This window comes from Alteromonas sp. DYW1 (assembly GCF_059752595.1).
Map to the genome: position 1 here is coordinate 1,986,607 of NZ_CM186038.1, position 16,010 is coordinate 2,002,616.

The 16,010-nt window shown below is 44.1% G+C and carries 16 protein-coding genes; 11 read left to right on the forward strand and 5 right to left on the reverse strand.

All coding sequences use genetic code 11. From position 1 onward, the window contains the following. Positions 1–61: 61 nt before the first annotated feature. The 3 genes from pabB to AC121Z_RS08805 all read left to right on the forward strand — a co-directional run bounded on the left by pabB (position 62) and on the right by AC121Z_RS08805 (position 3,536). Positions 62–1,435, forward strand: coding sequence for an aminodeoxychorismate synthase component I (gene pabB, locus AC121Z_RS08795; RefSeq protein WP_498123659.1), 1,374 nt, complete (start codon positions 62–64; stop codon positions 1,433–1,435). Beyond that, positions 1,432–2,004: a CoA pyrophosphatase gene (locus AC121Z_RS08800; protein WP_498123660.1), complete on the forward strand. Its 573-nt coding sequence runs from the start codon at positions 1,432–1,434 to the stop codon at positions 2,002–2,004. The genes pabB and AC121Z_RS08800 overlap by 4 nt, the downstream gene beginning before the upstream one ends. Before the next feature lie 158 nt (positions 2,005–2,162). Next, on the forward strand, positions 2,163–3,536 hold the full coding sequence (locus AC121Z_RS08805) for an L-serine ammonia-lyase (protein WP_498128200.1): 1,374 nt from the start codon (positions 2,163–2,165) through the stop codon (positions 3,534–3,536). Between the two features lie 44 nt (positions 3,537–3,580). Here the strand turns inward: AC121Z_RS08805 and cysB are convergent, their stop codons facing one another. Next, the gene (gene cysB, locus AC121Z_RS08810) at positions 3,581–4,555 is read right to left on the reverse strand and encodes an HTH-type transcriptional regulator CysB (protein ID WP_498123661.1); all 975 of its coding nucleotides are present in this window, start codon (positions 4,553–4,555) and stop codon (positions 3,581–3,583) included. Positions 4,556–4,737: 182 nt separating this feature from the next. Between cysB and AC121Z_RS08815 the strand changes: the two genes are divergently transcribed. Both AC121Z_RS08815 and AC121Z_RS08820 read left to right on the forward strand, forming a co-directional pair. Continuing rightward, on the forward strand, positions 4,738–5,421 hold the full coding sequence (locus tag AC121Z_RS08815; RefSeq protein ID WP_498123662.1) for a sensor histidine kinase: 684 nt from the start codon (positions 4,738–4,740) through the stop codon (positions 5,419–5,421). Positions 5,422–5,483: 62 nt separating this feature from the next. After that, entirely contained in the window at positions 5,484–6,251 is a 768-nt protein-coding gene (locus AC121Z_RS08820; RefSeq protein ID WP_498123663.1) for a hypothetical protein, read from the forward strand. Position 6,252: 1 nt separating this feature from the next. Here AC121Z_RS08820 and AC121Z_RS08825 read toward each other — a convergent pair whose 3' ends face one another. Then, entirely contained in the window at positions 6,253–7,140 is an 888-nt protein-coding gene (locus AC121Z_RS08825; protein WP_498123664.1) for a LysR family transcriptional regulator, read from the reverse strand. Positions 7,141–7,396: 256 nt separating this feature from the next. On the opposite strand from AC121Z_RS08825, the gene AC121Z_RS08830 reads away from it, so the two are divergent. From AC121Z_RS08830 to AC121Z_RS08850, 5 genes are all read left to right on the forward strand, one after another. Then, positions 7,397–8,095: a CoA transferase subunit A gene (locus tag AC121Z_RS08830; protein ID WP_498123665.1), complete on the forward strand. Its 699-nt coding sequence runs from the start codon at positions 7,397–7,399 to the stop codon at positions 8,093–8,095. An 11-nt stretch (positions 8,096–8,106) separates the two neighbouring features. Then, entirely contained in the window at positions 8,107–8,763 is a 657-nt protein-coding gene (locus tag AC121Z_RS08835; RefSeq protein ID WP_498123666.1) for a CoA transferase subunit B, read from the forward strand. A gap of 147 nt (positions 8,764–8,910) precedes the next feature. Next, positions 8,911–10,251, forward strand: coding sequence for a DEAD/DEAH box helicase (locus tag AC121Z_RS08840; RefSeq protein ID WP_498123667.1), 1,341 nt, complete (start codon positions 8,911–8,913; stop codon positions 10,249–10,251). A gap of 282 nt (positions 10,252–10,533) precedes the next feature. Then, positions 10,534–11,421, forward strand: coding sequence for a hypothetical protein (locus AC121Z_RS08845; RefSeq protein ID WP_498123668.1), 888 nt, complete (start codon positions 10,534–10,536; stop codon positions 11,419–11,421). Positions 11,422–11,426: 5 nt separating this feature from the next. After that, entirely contained in the window at positions 11,427–12,086 is a 660-nt protein-coding gene (locus AC121Z_RS08850; RefSeq protein WP_498123669.1) for a CPBP family intramembrane glutamic endopeptidase, read from the forward strand. 172 nt (positions 12,087–12,258) lie between these two features. Here AC121Z_RS08850 and AC121Z_RS08855 read toward each other — a convergent pair whose 3' ends face one another. From AC121Z_RS08855 to AC121Z_RS08865, 3 genes are all read right to left on the reverse strand, one after another. Continuing rightward, positions 12,259–12,504 carry an EF-hand domain-containing protein gene (locus tag AC121Z_RS08855; protein WP_498123670.1) on the reverse strand — a complete coding sequence of 82 codons (246 nt, stop codon included), beginning with the start codon at positions 12,502–12,504 and terminating at the stop codon, positions 12,259–12,261. Between the two features lie 172 nt (positions 12,505–12,676). After that, complete coding sequence (gene trhO / locus AC121Z_RS08860; protein WP_498123671.1) at positions 12,677–13,666, reverse strand: oxygen-dependent tRNA uridine(34) hydroxylase TrhO; 990 nt, start codon at positions 13,664–13,666, stop codon at positions 12,677–12,679. An 84-nt stretch (positions 13,667–13,750) separates the two neighbouring features. Beyond that, positions 13,751–14,236 (reverse strand): VC2046/SO_2500 family protein, encoded by a 486-nt coding sequence (locus tag AC121Z_RS08865; RefSeq protein ID WP_498123672.1) that lies wholly within the window; start codon positions 14,234–14,236, stop codon positions 13,751–13,753. A gap of 120 nt (positions 14,237–14,356) precedes the next feature. On the opposite strand from AC121Z_RS08865, the gene AC121Z_RS08870 reads away from it, so the two are divergent. Next, complete coding sequence (locus tag AC121Z_RS08870; RefSeq protein ID WP_498123673.1) at positions 14,357–16,006, forward strand: response regulator; 1,650 nt, start codon at positions 14,357–14,359, stop codon at positions 16,004–16,006. The last annotated feature ends 4 nt before the right edge of the window (positions 16,007–16,010 follow it).

A 16,010-nucleotide genomic window follows, 5' to 3' on the forward strand; every position in this document is an offset into this window, starting at 1 on the left:
AAACAGTATACTACCTTGATTAGTGGTATTGCACTAACTGCACCTAAGACTTAAGTAGATAATGGATAAAAAAGCCTACATCATCAGCCAATTAGATATTCCCTCAGTGGTTTCCGCTGAAGCCTTATTCGCCCAATTTGCCGCGCAACCTTGGGCCATACTATTTGATAGTGCGGGTCACGCCCACCAGGATAATCGCTTTGATATCATACTGCACTCGCCGATAAAGACGATTGTCACTACAGCAAAGACGACCATTGTTACTGATACTTTGGGTAACACTGAGTACATATCACAGTGTGATCCCATTTCCGTTGCGCAACAGGCGCATCAAGACTTCGTCGGTAATTTAACGTTTAACGAGCCTAACTTAGCGCAACAATTACCTTTCTTGGTAGGTATTGCAGGAGCATTTAGTTATGATTTAGGGCGCCACTTTGAAGACTTACCCTCGCCCTTCACTCATACGATTGATTGCCCTGACATGGCATTGGGTGTTTACGATCGCTCACTCATTTATGATCGTGTTGCACAACAATGGTACGAGTGCCGGCCATTTGATTCGCAGCCATTTCAGCCTGCCCACACGGTTCCTAACAGCCCTGCGTTTGCACTTACAGAACCTTGGCGAGCAAATACTTCAGAGCAGGAATACATTAATAAACTGGCCCAGATCCATGACTATTTGGTCGCTGGAGATTGTTATCAAGTTAATTTCGCTCAGCGTTTCACTGCCGGTTATAGCGGCAGTGAATATCAAGCGTATCTTCGCCTACGCGAAGCAAATAGAGCGCCCTACTCGGTATTCATGCGCTTACCTTCTTGCTGCATCTTAAGTATTTCCCCTGAACGCTTCCTTTCAGTGCGTGACAACCAAGTTGAAACTAAACCAATTAAAGGCACGCGTCCGCGCAGTGATGATCCTGTCTTGGATCATAGTCTTGCTGAGGATCTGCTGAATTCAGACAAGGATCGTGCAGAAAATTTGATGATCGTTGATTTACTGCGTAACGACATATCCAAACATTGCCAACCAAACTCGGTACAAGTTCCGTCACCGTTCGCTCTAGAAAGCTACGCCGCGGTCCATCATATGGTGTCTACGGTCGTTGGCGAACTTGCCCCACAATCCTCACCCTTTGAGTTATTGCGTGATGCATTCCCAGGGGGATCGATCACTGGTGCGCCCAAAGTGCGAGCGATGCAGATCATTGATGAGTTAGAGCATTCACCACGCAGTATATATTGTGGCAGTATGGGCTATATTGGCGCCCAAAAAGACATGGATACCAGTATATGTATCCGCACCGTTCTGGCGTGTAACGGTGAGTTACATTGCTGGGCTGGTGGCGGGATTGTCTTGGACTCCGACCCTCACGCAGAATACCAAGAGAGCCTCGATAAAGTGAATAAAATATTACCGGTTTTGCAATGAAAGCAGATGAATTTCTGGACCTTTTTCATCATACCAGACGTGTACCTGCTGAGGCTGACTATCCGCTGCACTATACGGGTAAACCGGCCGGCGTATTGTTACCCCTTATCACTCACGACACAGGGATCAATCTATTACTCACTCGCAGAGCGACTCATTTACGTCATCATCCAGGCCAGATTAGCTTTCCGGGCGGACGTCAAGAAGTCGATGATAAAGACGCCGTTGCCGCAGCGTTGCGAGAAACTCATGAGGAGATCGGTATTCCTCCCCATCAAGTAACAATTATTGGGCAGTTACCTGATTATCGAACCATTAGTGGTTACGTCATGCAACCAGTCATAGGATTTGTTCCGCCGGGTATCGAGCTAACCCTTGATGAGAATGAAGTCTGTGATGCATTTGAGGTTCCACTAGAGCATATTCTAAATAAAGAAAACTATTTAATTCATTGGGTGCATCGCCAACAGCGCAGAATGCCCATCTATTTTATTCCTTATGGTGACGTGTACATTTGGGGAGCCACTGCTGCCATACTGCGTACGCTAGCCAATCATATCTATGATTAACAGATAATCTGTGTCGATCGCCTGGCTAGAGTTATCTAGCATAAACTTTTCTTTACAATTGATTAACCAGCCTAATTCGAAGCATTAGGATTTTTGACTTGAGACAGCTAACATTGAGCGCATAATAATGGCTATAAGACCCCCTACTAGGCACAATGATGATTAGTGTATTCGATATGTTCAGTATTGGTATCGGCCCCTCAAGTTCACATACTGTGGGACCAATGCGAGCGGCAAATCAATTTATTCAAACCCTGATCGCCAGTGACATTTTACCCCAAGTTGATCGCATCGTAACGGAACTGTATGGCTCTTTAGGGCAAACGGGCAAAGGCCACGGCACTGGTAAAGCGGTTATTCTGGGCTTACATGGTGAGACGCCAGAAAGTATTCCAGTAGAACGAATAGAGCAATTGCTTGAAAATGTTGAAAAGGCCCAACGCTTGCCAGTCACCGCACAACATACGATTGCGTTTCCTCGTGACGGAGCGATCATCTTTCATCGGCGCAAGACATTACCCTTGCATGCTAATGGTATGACAATATTTGCCTATAAAGGCGAAACATTGCTACACAAACAAACCTATTACAGTATCGGTGGCGGTTTTATCGTTACTGAAGAAGAGTTTGTAGACGCGAAAAAAGCGGCGATTGAACTTCACGATACACCAGTCCCTTATCCATTTAGCACTGCCGAAGAGTTAGTTAACCAAGCAAAGACAAACGGTATATCAATTAGCTCTTTAATGTGGCGCAACGAGATGGTCCATGCGTCGAAGCAAGAGGTACAAGATAAGCTAGCGAATATATGGCAGGTAATGCAAGCCTGTATTCAACGCGGTATCGAAACGGAAGGCATTTTGCCGGGTGGCCTAAAAGTATTAAGACGTGCACCTGGCCTATACCGGCGCTTGAAAAATGAAAAATCGAGCGATCCTATGCAGGCAATGGACTGGGTTAACTTGTTTGCATTGGCCGTGAATGAAGAAAATGCCGCTGGCGGACGCGTCGTAACAGCACCGACCAACGGTGCCGCAGGTATTTTACCAGCGGTACTTAGCTATTATGATAAGTTCGTGCAACCCGTTGATGATGAAACTGCAACCCGCTATCTATTAACTGCAGCAGCAATAGGTATTCTGTATAAGAAAAACGCTTCAATCTCAGGGGCTGAGGTTGGATGTCAGGGCGAAGTGGGCGTAGCCTGCTCAATGGCGGCAGGGGCGTTAACTGAGATCCTTGGTGGCTCAGTTGATGCGGTGGAAAACGCTGCTGAAATTGGCATGGAGCACAATCTCGGTTTAACCTGTGACCCGGTGGGCGGTCTAGTGCAGGTGCCCTGCATTGAGCGCAATGCCATGGGGGCAATAAAAGCTATCAATGCCTCTCGCTTGGCCGTGCGTGGCTCCGGTGAACACAAAGTGTCTTTAGACAAAGTCATTAAAACTATGCGCGACACCGGCAATGATATGAAAACCAAATATAAAGAAACCGCACGGGGCGGCTTAGCGGTTAATATTATCGAGTGTTAGTTGGACAGCAGCACAGCATGAGCGTTGAGTCACAATGACAACGCTCATTTGACTGGTAGCGTGATATCTTTAAATAACTTCTCCACGTCGTCGTTATTTTTCTGCATCATAGCCTTCTCAACCATAGTTTTAGTTAAGTGAGGCGCAAAACGCTCGATAAAATCATACATGTAACTACGCAAAAATGAGCCTTTGCGGAAGCCTATCTTGGTCGTGCTGTATTGAAATAAATGGCTCGCATCAATTTTAACTAAGTCTTCATCTAATTCTTCATTGACCGCCATAGAAGCGATAACACCAATGCCCACTCCAAGTCGAACATACGTCTTGATTACGTCAGCATCGGTCGCTGTGAATACTATTTTTGGTGTTAGCCCAGCGCGCTCAAAGGCTTGATCAAGTTCAGATCGCCCGGTAAATCCAAACACGTACGTAACCAGTGGGTATTGGGCTATATCCTCAATCTCGATACTACCTTTTTTCGCCAATGGGTGGGATTTATTGACAATGACGGACCGGTTCCAGTGGTAACACGGTAGCATAACCAAATCGTTGTAAAGGTGCAGTGCTTCAGTCGCTATAGCGAAATCGGCTTCGCCCTTGGCCGCCAAATCACTGATTTGTGAGGGCGTACCTTGATGCATATGCAAGGAAACTTTGGGAAATTTGTGCATAAACCCTTGGATCACTTCAGGCAACGCATAACGAGCTTGTGTGTGGGTAGTCGCGATATTAAGTTTACCTTGGTCTGGTAATGTATGTTCACGCGCCACAGATTTGATGCTCTCTACCTTTGCTAATATCTGCCGCGCAATATTGATCACGTCTTGCCCGGCATCAGTGACATGGGTCAAATGTTTCCCACTGCGGCCGAAAATCTGTACACCTAACTCGTCCTCCAACATACGCACCTGTTTACTGATCCCTGGTTGAGAGGTAAACAGACTTTCAGCCGTTGCTGAAACGTTTAAATTATTATTTTGTACTTCAACGATATAGCGGAGCTGCTGCAGCTTCATTAGCGGTATCCATTAATTCGAATGTTTATGTTGGAGAGCATTGCTGGCGACACTTTTAGGTATCAATAAAACAACGCAGATTTTGATTGTAGATAAAAAAGACCGCTTTATGCAAAAAAATTAGGCAAACAGTTCAAGATCAAAGATACTAGAATAAGCAAAGGTTGCTACAAGGGCTAATCATGACAAAAGAAATCGACTTTTCTTCAGTACTCGCAGCCGCTGTACACGATATGAAAAACTCACTGAATCTATTGATCCAAACCTTGGAATCATTGGATGATGTTATTCCTGCGGACAACCCCGCTGCCCGTGAGTACTTGTCCCAAGTGCACTACGAATCAGCGCGTTTGAATACTGGTTTAGTACAAATGCTCTCTCTTTACAGGGCTGAATTAAACGGCTTACCTATCAACGTTGATGAACATATTGTCGACGATGTCATTACTGAATTGATGGGGGCTAATCACTCTTATAGCAAACAGCGTGGGATTGAAATTACTGCAGAGTTCGATAACACGCTTTGTTGGTTTTTTGACAAAGACCTAATTTATCTACTGTTGAATGATGTATTAATTAACGCTATGCGCTACGGCAAGAAACAAATTCATTTATCAGCAGCGGTGGTCGATAAAAGACTTGTAGTAACTATTGAAGATGATGGTCAGGGATACCCTGAAGGTATGCTGCAACAGAGCCATTCTGACCTAGCAGAAGTAAATGTAAGTCAGGGGCGCACTGGTTTGGGTATTTTCTTTGCACGTCTTATAGCGCATGCGCACACCAACCAGGGGCTGCGCGGTGAAGTAAAGTTAAGTAATGGTGGGCGCTTCGGGGGTAGTGTATTTCAAGTTAAATTGCCCTAAACTGTCAAATGAGAATAACAAAGCGCAAATAAGCGCACTAAATAGATGAAGTACGAGAGCCTATGACGTTCGGAATAATAGTTGGATTGATAGTAACACTGGTCGTTGTTGCGATAGTGATTAATGCATTCCAGCAACACAAAGCCAAAATTGAGGCAGAAAAGCGCACTGAGATTGCTAAACAAAAAGCCATTATCGACGAGACTGAAAACGTACTCATGGCGGCAGGCCAGTTCCCCATCTCACCAAAACTAGTGTGGGTCATGCAGCAGCGAATTCAAAATGCGTTGCGCATCATGCTGCAGTTGAATCCAAGTATGCCGGAAATTCGTCAACGCGTTAAAGACGCAGAATCCCGCGTGCAAGCTATCGACCTGAATGCCTCTGCACCCGATCAAAGTGCATTTAGCCTACCCGACAACGATAAATTAATTATTCAAATGATCCAGGCGATCAAGAAGCTACGCGTGTTGTTACGTAGCGAGCATAGTAAAGGTAAAGTTGATACGCAAATGTACATGCATGAAGATCGCACGTTGGAGCGATTACAATTGCGAGTCAACGTTGAAACTCTGGCTCGACGTGGTAAAGCAGCATTGTCCTCAAATATGCTGGGATCGGCGCGACAATATTTTGAAAAAGCAATTGCCGCATTAGAGGCGCAAACCCAGCCCGATGAATACATGCAAAGTCGGCATGCGGAGCTGACTGAAATGTTGCGCGAAATCCAAGATAATCTGAAAAACGCCAACGCACAGGACCGAGCGAAGAAGAAAGAACAAGAACGTGATGATTTAGATGAATTATTCGCGCCTAAGAAAAAATGGTAAGTTAATTGTTAACCTGAGTCTTCACGGCTAACCAAAAAGTCTGCGCAGGCACTGACAAGGTACTGCGCTTAGCTTTTAACATACCAACAGGTTTAACCAAAAAATCTTCTTCCAATTCAATGCACACTAACCCTTTGGCCAGCATTTGTGGACGACACAACATAGGTACCACCGACACTCCCATCCCGGTTGTTACGAGCTGACCTACCGTGCTCAGTTGATTCGCCTCAGCAATCAAATTTAGCGACAGTTCCAGCTTATCTGCTACCTGTTGCAGCCACAAACGAACACTTGAGTCTCTATTCATGGCGATAAAGGGCTGCTGTAAAATAGTTCTCCAGCTAAGACGTTTAGATTGTGCAAGTGAATGCTCAGCGGAAACGATAGCAATAAACCGATCATTAAACATTGGCTCAAATATGAGCCCCTCCTCATGCTCAGGTTTAAAGCTAAATCCGATTTCAGTGCGGCCCGAAAGCACACACTCAATCACTGCTTCCATAACGACATCTAATATGCGAAACCGTATATTAGGAAAATCAGTGTTAAACTGTTTGATCAACGACGGCAGAGCTCCTTCCGCGAACGACGGCATTGCCGCTACGCTCAAACTCCCCTGCTTTACTGCAAATAAGCGCTGCATGTCCAACAGCGCATTATCACAGTCAATACAAAGCCGTTTAGCGGCAGGTAAAAAGGTTTTGCCTTCATTGGTTAAACTGACGCTACGAGTGGTTCGAGCAAATAACCGACCGCCGAGTGATTCCTCTAGTTTTTTAATACTACTGGATAGTGCCGGTTGAGTAATGTGTAACTTATCCGCGGCCTCTGCGAAAGTTTTAGAATCAGCCAAAGTAATAAAAGCCTGCAGGGTTTTTATGTTAAGCATTAATTCCTCACTAACAAAGTAATTCTAAACGGATGTTTGTTTGTTACCTGTAGACCAACTGTATGTTCGTCATCAAGATTTTTCGCGCAGTACGCTATTGTGAAGTTGAGTACGACGGCGTAAGGCATTCGTCACCTGGCCAGTAAAATCACACCTATTGATAAATTATTTTTATCAATTAACACATTAATGTAATTTCACTTTGTTAACAAGCTGTTTAATACTAGCGTCCTTATTAACAACTCATGAGTTCCCCATGGCAGGATTTAATAAAGTAGTGTCAAGCTACGCCGAAGCGATGCAAGGCCTCACTGATGATATGACAGTTATCGCTGGTGGGTTTGGTTTGTGCGGCATCCCAGAAGGTCTAATTGCAGAAATCAAGCGTTTAGGTGTTAAAGGCCTTACCGTTGTATCGAATAACTGTGGTGTTGATGATTTTGGTTTAGGTATTTTACTAGAAGACAAACAGATAAAAAAAATGGTGTCTTCATATGTTGGTGAAAATGCTCTGTTCGAACAGCAGTTACTCAATGGAGAGTTAGAGGTCGAATTAACCCCACAAGGTACACTGGCAGAAAAAATGCGTGCTGGCGGTGCGGGTATTCCCGCTTTTTATACCGCAACAGGGTACGGTACACCTGTCGGCGAAGGCAAAGAAGTGAAAGAGTTTCATGGTCGACCGTATATTTTGGAAGAATCGATTACTGGTGACTTTGCCATCGTCCGCGCCTGGAAGGCCGACAAGTATGGTAATTGTATCTATCGACATACCGCCCAGAACTTTAACCCAATGGCAGCAACTGCCGGCAAAATTACGGTCGTTGAAGCGGAAGAAATTGTCGAGCCAGGTGAATTAGAGCCCGCCCATATTCATACCCCTGGCATTTATGTCCAGCGCGTGATCAAAGGTGACTTTGAGAAACGCATTGAACGTCGCGTATTAGCGAAATAGGAGAATCCACAATGGCATTAACAAGAGACCAAATTGCTATGCGCGTTGCCAGTGAATTTAAAGATGGCGACTATGTCAATCTCGGTATTGGTATACCTACACTTGCTGCCAACTATGTTCCTAAAGACATTGCGGTAATGTTGCAGTCTGAAAACGGTTTGCTCGGCATGGGCCCTTACCCCACGGAAGATCAAGTCGATGCGGATATGATTAACGCAGGTAAGGAAACGGTGACAGCGATCCAAGGGGCATCTATTTTTAGCTCAGCAGAGAGTTTTGCTATGATCCGAGGCGGTCACGTTGACTTTACCGTACTTGGCGCCTTTGAAGTCGATGTGCATGGCAATATCGCTTCATGGATGATCCCGAATAAATTGGTCAAAGGTATGGGCGGTGCAATGGACTTAGTAGCCGGCGCCAAGAATATTATCGTTACGATGACTCATGCTGATAAACACGGGAATTCGAAACTGTTGAGCGAGTGCACCCTGCCATTAACTGGCGTAAATTGCATCACTCGGATCATCACTGATTTGGCAGTGCTCAAAGTAGCAGACGGCGCATTCCATCTGACTGAGCGAGCGCCAGGAGTGAGTATAGATGAAATCAAAGCGAAAACCGCAGGTAAATTAGTGGTGCCAGATCACGTGCCTGAAATGCAGTTTTAAACGCCTTAACACCCATAGCATAGACCACGTTAGCGAATACGTGGTTTATGCGCTTGTATCGCCTTTAACACATACCAATAACACGTATTTACTATCGTTTTGAGTCACAATCAGCGATAATGCCAGCATAAACATGAGGGCATTCATTTGTTATTTTCAGACCTACCTTTAGATCACCGATTATTAAAATCACTCGATAATAAAAAGCTAACCGAGTTAACTGAGATCCAAAGTCGGGTTATCGCCCCTGCCCTCAAAGGTAATGACATTATTGCGTCATCGAAAACCGGTTCAGGAAAAACACTCGCCTTTTTAGTCCCAACAGTTCAGCGGTTATTGCGTAACAAAGCGCTTAGCAAACAAGACCCGCGAGTTTTGATCCTTGCTCCCACGCGCGAACTCGCCAAACAGGTGTTTAGCGAAGCCAAATGGTTAACTGCTGGTTTACCCATTAATTGCCAACTCATAGTGGGCGGTGAAAATTACAATGACCAAATCAAAACATTACGCAAGTCACCGCATATTATTGTTGGGACTGCTGGACGTATTGCCGATCATTTAGAGAGTCGCTCATTCTTTATCAATGGTTTGGAACTTTTGATCCTTGATGAAGCAGACCGTATGCTCGATCTAGGGTTCCATCAACAATTACTGTTAATCAACCAGTTTGCTGATCATCGCAAGCGTCAAACCATGATGTTTTCAGCCACTATCGGTGAACTTGCTGTCGACAAGCTAGCGCAAAAATTACTCAATACGCCAACCAAGATAGTGGTGGGTAATGCAACAGAACAACACGCAGACATTCAACAACATTACATCTTTGCCGACTCTGTTGAACACAAAGAAGAATTACTCAAACACGCATTAAATCAACATACACATGACCAAGCGATAACGTTTGTTGCAACCCGTGAAGATACTGAACGTCTGGCCAAAGAATTGAATGCACAGGGGTTTGACGCTGTAGCCTTGCATGCCGAACTTGCACAGAATCAGCGAGCGAATGTTATGAATGCCTTTGCTCGTGGACAACATACGGTATTGGTTTGTACAGATGTTGCCAGCCGTGGTTTGGATTTGCCGCGTGTCGAGTTGGTTATCAACTTTGACTTGCCCAAACACCCAGAAGAATACATCCATCGCATAGGCCGCACTGGCAGAGCTGGGCGTGCAGGTACAAGCCTTTCATTTGTGGGCCCGAGAGATTGGCGCAGCTTTACTGCAATCCGCGCCATGTTAGATTATGAAGTAGCTAACCTTGAATACGCTGAGTTAGCGGCTAAATTTAAGGGCTTTGATTTACAACAGTCACTTCCAAACGACAGTAACAAAAAACATAAAAGAGTATCTACCAAGCCAAACCCAAACAACATTACTCGCAAGACCAAAAGAGTGAATAGCATGTTAGGTCGGGATATTGGTGATGCACCGCTAAAACGCAAACCCAAGCCTACACCGCCGATAGACAATGAACCAAACGAATAACACCTGCACTCTTGCGCAATACGGCCCTTTTCAGATCAAATAGATAGTCTAGTATCGCTATATGTAAAGCGATTTACGTGCGAGATCACATTAAGATTAGAGAAACTTGGTCACCATTAAGTCCTTATGCAACAACGTCACAATAATCAGAATGATCGACGCTATAGGGGCAACGTTATCGCCAATTTGCTTATTTTCCCTACTTTATGACTTTTGGCACTAACAGGTGTTGCTACAGGTGGACATAATTGTCACATGTAGTAATCAACGAAATATTAGTGAATGAATTTTTTGAAATGCCTGTTACTTTATTTAATGTTTATCGTCGTATTTCACAGCCAAAATACTATGGCGAGTGATATTGAAACCCTGATTATTCTTGCCCGGGACAACATAGAAATCGACTTAGACAATGCCCAGTCTTATATTGAGGAGGCACTTGAGATTGAGCCCGATCACCCGGAAATTAACTTTTTATGTGGGCGCATCATGGGGCAACAGGCGGGCAAAAGTTTCTTTAGCGCTCTAAGTTACGCTGAAAAGTCACTGACGTGTCTGAAAAAAGCTGTATCGCTAGCCCCCAATAACGTTGATTATCAACTCGGACTATTTAATTTTTATCTTGGTGCCCCGGGCATTGCTGGCGGAGATAATGAAAAGGCCCGGCAACAAGTTGATATTATTCGTAATCTGGATCCCCTAAGAGGTGCAAAAGCCGAGATTAAATTATTACGCGAATTTGACCAGATAGCGCTGCTGGGAGAAAAATATCAGCGCTATCGAGAACAATTCCCCAATGCGGCGGGCATTCAACTAAGTCATGGCTTGTACTTGCAAGATCAGAATGAATACGAGCGAGCTTATCATGCATTTTTAGCTGCCGCCCAATCCTCAGCGAAAAATGATGATTATTACAATAGCCTTTACCAGCTTGGACGAAATGCAGTGTTTAGCGAGAAGCATGTGGACACAGGAATAGAAAGCCTGCTTGTATTTGTTGAGCAATACGCATCTGCAAACGCCGTTCCTCCACTTGAATGGGCTTTTCTGCGCCTCGCACAGCTTTACCAACTCAGCAACCAGCCCAATAAAGTAAAACGGTATACTGCAATGGCAAAAGCGAGTAGTGACAGAGACCTGCATCGTAAACTGCGCAATTTGGATGACTAACTGACATGAAAACCTTGACTTTGAATAAAGAACAGTCGCTGATGTTGTTGTTAATTTTTTTAATCATGGAGTTACCGGTTCGTATATGGTTGCAACCAGATCCATGGCTACTTGCCCCCACCCACTGGTATTTTTCACAGCCACTGCGACTTATGCTAGAGGCTGGGTTGGTCATAACGTTACTCAGTGTTATCTGGTTTACGCAGCGTCCTCTATTAAGTTTCCCAAAGCAACACAAGCTGTTGGTTCTGTCAGTATTAGTTAGTGCTGGCCTTTTTAGCGCATTAGAATACGAACAACTTTTATCAAGTTTACAAACACCGGTTAGTAATATTTTGCTCTGGGCTGGCACGGGCTTTTGTATTGGGCTAGGACAGGAATGTCTTTATCGTGGAATACTGTTTGGTGTACTACGAAGATACCTGACTATCGCGACAGCCCGTTGGATAACAACCGTCGTATTTATTCTGGCTCCTCTCCATTCAGAGCGACTGCTTGCATATATTGTCCAAGGTGAATACGTCGTCGTAGTGCTACTTATTGCAATTTATGCCGGTGTCAGTGTTTTATTTCAGTATCTACGTGAAAAAACAGGCAGCGTGATCGTTCCTGGGATTGTCCACGGCGTGGGTAATGCTATTACATGGCTAGCCGTGTTTGCGTAGTTGCGGGTGATAGATATTTGAACCGAGATGTTAAGCTTTCCAGCGTATGGGAAAAAGCTAAACAACCTGCAGAATTACTATTAAGTCGTTAACGGTCGAGCGATTTTTAGATGCTATTTGTTAGGTGACTTTGTCGCTATTCGACAATAAAAAAGGCGCTTATGCGCCCTTTTTAGTATTCCCACCAACCTTCTTGCCACCAATCTAAGAATTCAGCAAAGTCAATAAAGCCATCATGGTTGTCATCAATCAGGTCGAAACCTTCTTTCACGTGACTAGCTTTGGTTTTGGGTGATATGACTGTCAGTAACTCAATAAATTCAGGTAAATCTATCTGACCATTTTTATCTTTATCGAAAAAATCAAACTCTTTGCGAATTTCTTCAACTTGTTCTGGGGACAATTGTTTTTCTGACATACTACTACTTTGGCGATTTGACATTTCTTTAACGAGTGTATCGTTGATCAATATAAGTTGTCTACGTTTACCTGACAGATACGCTATGCAAATGTCGTCAAAAGTCGATACATTAATGGCCACATCAACGTGTTAACATCAATGCGGCAGCACCAACGACGTATAACTTTTCTTAGTACGCTTTACCCAACGCTTGTTTTTGCGCTCGCCGCTCTGCAGCTTTCTTTTGTCTCCGCTGCTTAGTGGCAATACGAGCATCGCTACCCACATGGGCTTCATTGCGCTCAAGCGCTAATTGGACTTGCTTCTCACGCTCTCGAAAACGCTGAATTTGCTCTTCGCTGTGCGTGCCGAAACACTTAGGACAACTGACACCAGCTTCAAATTGCTCACTCTGCTTATCGGCTTCCGTTATCGGCAAACGGCACGCATAACATTGATCATAAACGCTTTTTTCTAATTGATGATTAACGGCAACGCGGTTATCAAAAACGAAACAGTCACCTTCCCACAGCGAGTCCTGTTGCGGTACATCTTCTAAGTACTGCAGAATACCACCTTCAAGGTGATAAACCTCTTCAAACCCCTGCTCTTTTAAATAAGCGGTAGACTTTTCGCAGCGGATCCCACCGGTACAAAACATCGCAACTTTTTTATGTTTTTGTGGGTCAAGGTTTTCCTTTACATATTGAGGAAACTCCCGAAATGACTCCGTGTTTGGATTGATTGCATTTTTGAACGTACCGATCTCAATTTCATAATCGTTACGAGTATCAATCACGGTAACTTCAGGATCAGAAATCAGTGCATTCCAATCAGTAGGTTTAACATAAGTACCTACGGTTTTCCGCGGATCAATACCTTCAACTCCCAAAGTAACGATTTCTTTCTTTAATTTAACTTTGGTTCGATAGAAAGGCTGATCGGAATGAAGACTTGTTTTGTATGAAATTGGAGCTAAACGTGGGTCGCTGTTGAGCCAATCAAGTAACGCATCAATGTTATCTGCAGAACCCGAAACGGTGCCGTTGATCCCTTCTAATGCCAATAACAAGGTGCCTTTAATGTCATGCTTAAGCATCACATCAAGCAGTGGTTGACGAAGTTCTTTATAATTATCCAGCGTTACAAACTTGTATAACGCACATACAGTAATAGACATCTAAGTTTTCCTTTTGCGATATGGAACGTAAAACCAGGGCAAAATGCGGCGCGGACTATACGCAAATACACTGCAAAAATCAAATTAGACGAGGGCTGTTTGACTGGCTGGGATAAGATCAACTAAGTCGGGTGCAAATTGCTCAAACTTGCTAACTTGCTCTGTTTTCTGGCGCCGCTGGGCGTGTAATTCACAGTTAGCAATAACTTCCGGATCAATTCGATTCGCGTCGTTGTGCAATGCCAGAGGTTCCGGATGCATGCACATCCAGAGTAACAAGCTTGCTTGATTTTGTGCTTGCAAGAACTGCGAATATTGAGTCAATACTTGAAAATCTTTGTCATTAGCACTGCATGATGGATTGCGGTAGTAATGCGTAACTGTTGGTGTACTCGCCGCAAGATTTTTCTCTGCATCGGTTGCTGACTCTATGCGTAGACGCTCAGTCAGCTGAGTGTTTAACTGCGCCAAATAAAAACTAAAATCATGTCCATTGTGGAGTGCACGGTTTATCTGTCCGTTAAATTCCGGATCACGCTGAATAATGGATTCAATGGCAGACGACAACATAGGGCTCACAACTGATTAGCTTTCAAGTTGGTTATCGGCAAGAGAAATGCATTCTTCAGCTTGCCTTTAGCATCGCTTTGATTAACTATTCAAGTTGATACGGGCGGTATACGTTGGTTTATGGATATCATCAATTACACTAAGAAACGCTTTCTAGTTGTCGAAGATCAGCGACCTTTCCTGATCATGTTGCGCGGGTTATTAAATTCACTCGGTGCAAAGTCAGTGGCTATTGCGCAAAATGCAGAAACTGCCCTGGCACTATGTCGAAAAGAAAAGTTTGACTTTATTGTTAGTGATATCCATCTCGGCCAAGACAAGAAAAATGGCTATGAACTGATTGAAGAACTGCGTGGCCGTAAGTGGGTAAAACCTTCATCCGTTATGCTCGTCATTAGTTCAGATAGCACCCGTCATAAGGTGTTGGGCACCATTGAGAAAGAGCCAGACGACTATTTAGTCAAGCCATTTTCTCAAATTCAGTTAAAAACCCGACTTAATCGCGCGTTTCATAAACGCATGGAACTCGCCGAAGTCTATAACCTGATTGATGAAGACAACATCGCGCAAGCGATAGAACAATGTCAAGATTTGCTCAAGGGCAAACTGCATTATCGCAATAACTGTCTAAAACTGTTGTGTAATCTATATTTGCGCAATGAACAGTTTGCAGAAGCAGTTGCACTAGCAGAGAGTGTTAATGCCGCGCGTCCAGTAAAGTGGGCACAAGTCGCATTGGCACGCGGTTTGATTGGCCTGGAGAAACCTGAGCCAGCAATTGCCCTCGCTGAACAACTGATTGAGGAGAATCGGTTTTATGTTGAAGCATTTGACATTTTAGCACTCGCACACACGTTGCAAGCGGCACATGAACAGGCATTAATTGATATTAAACAGGCAATTGCAATCGCGCCTTTATCCATGCAACGGCAATATCTGGCTGCTCGAATAGCGCGTACAAATGGTGATCGCGAGTTTGCTAAAGAATGTTGCCTTACTCTTTGGCAAATAAGTAAGCGGTCGATGCATCGCGATGTAGCCCATTTCAGCAATTATGTGCGTAGCTTGTTAGACATTGCAGAGTATGCTGAAGAAAAAAAAATAAAAAACCGTTATCAGCAAGAGGCATTACTCACTCTGCAACGAAGTAAACGCGACGATGTGTTCACGCGCGGTGATGACCAATTTGATTATGGTCTATTCGAAACCATCATTAATGCTCGGATCAGTGCAATAGACGGTAAAAGTATTCAAGCCAAGCAATTAATTGAAGAAGCACAAATAAAGATTGAAGAAAATTTTACTGATTTCCCGCTTAAGTTAGCGGCCGATAGTATTGTTGTTATGGCTGACATTGGTGATTTTGAGGAAGCGGAAAAGTTGACCCGTTTGCTTGAAGAGTCAGATATCGATATCGACCCCAATATACAGTCAATGCTTGACGAGCAGGCACGAGATAGTGAGCGTCGAGAAGCTTATAAAGTACACAATAAAACCGGTATCGACGCCTATCGCGATGGTAAATATGAGACTGCTGCAGCTAGTTTTCGCGCAGCTCAGTTACTCGCTCCAGTCAATATTGGCGTGGCGTTAAATCTTATCCAAAGCCTGATTAAATTATTAGACATGCAACGAAAACCCGACGGTAAGTTGGTAAAAGAGCTGAAAGATGTCTATAAGTTAGTCAATAGTATTCCATTACGCGACATGCATCAGCAAAAACTGGATGCGTTATCAGCGGACCTCAAACCCTATGTTGAAAACGGATGATGAT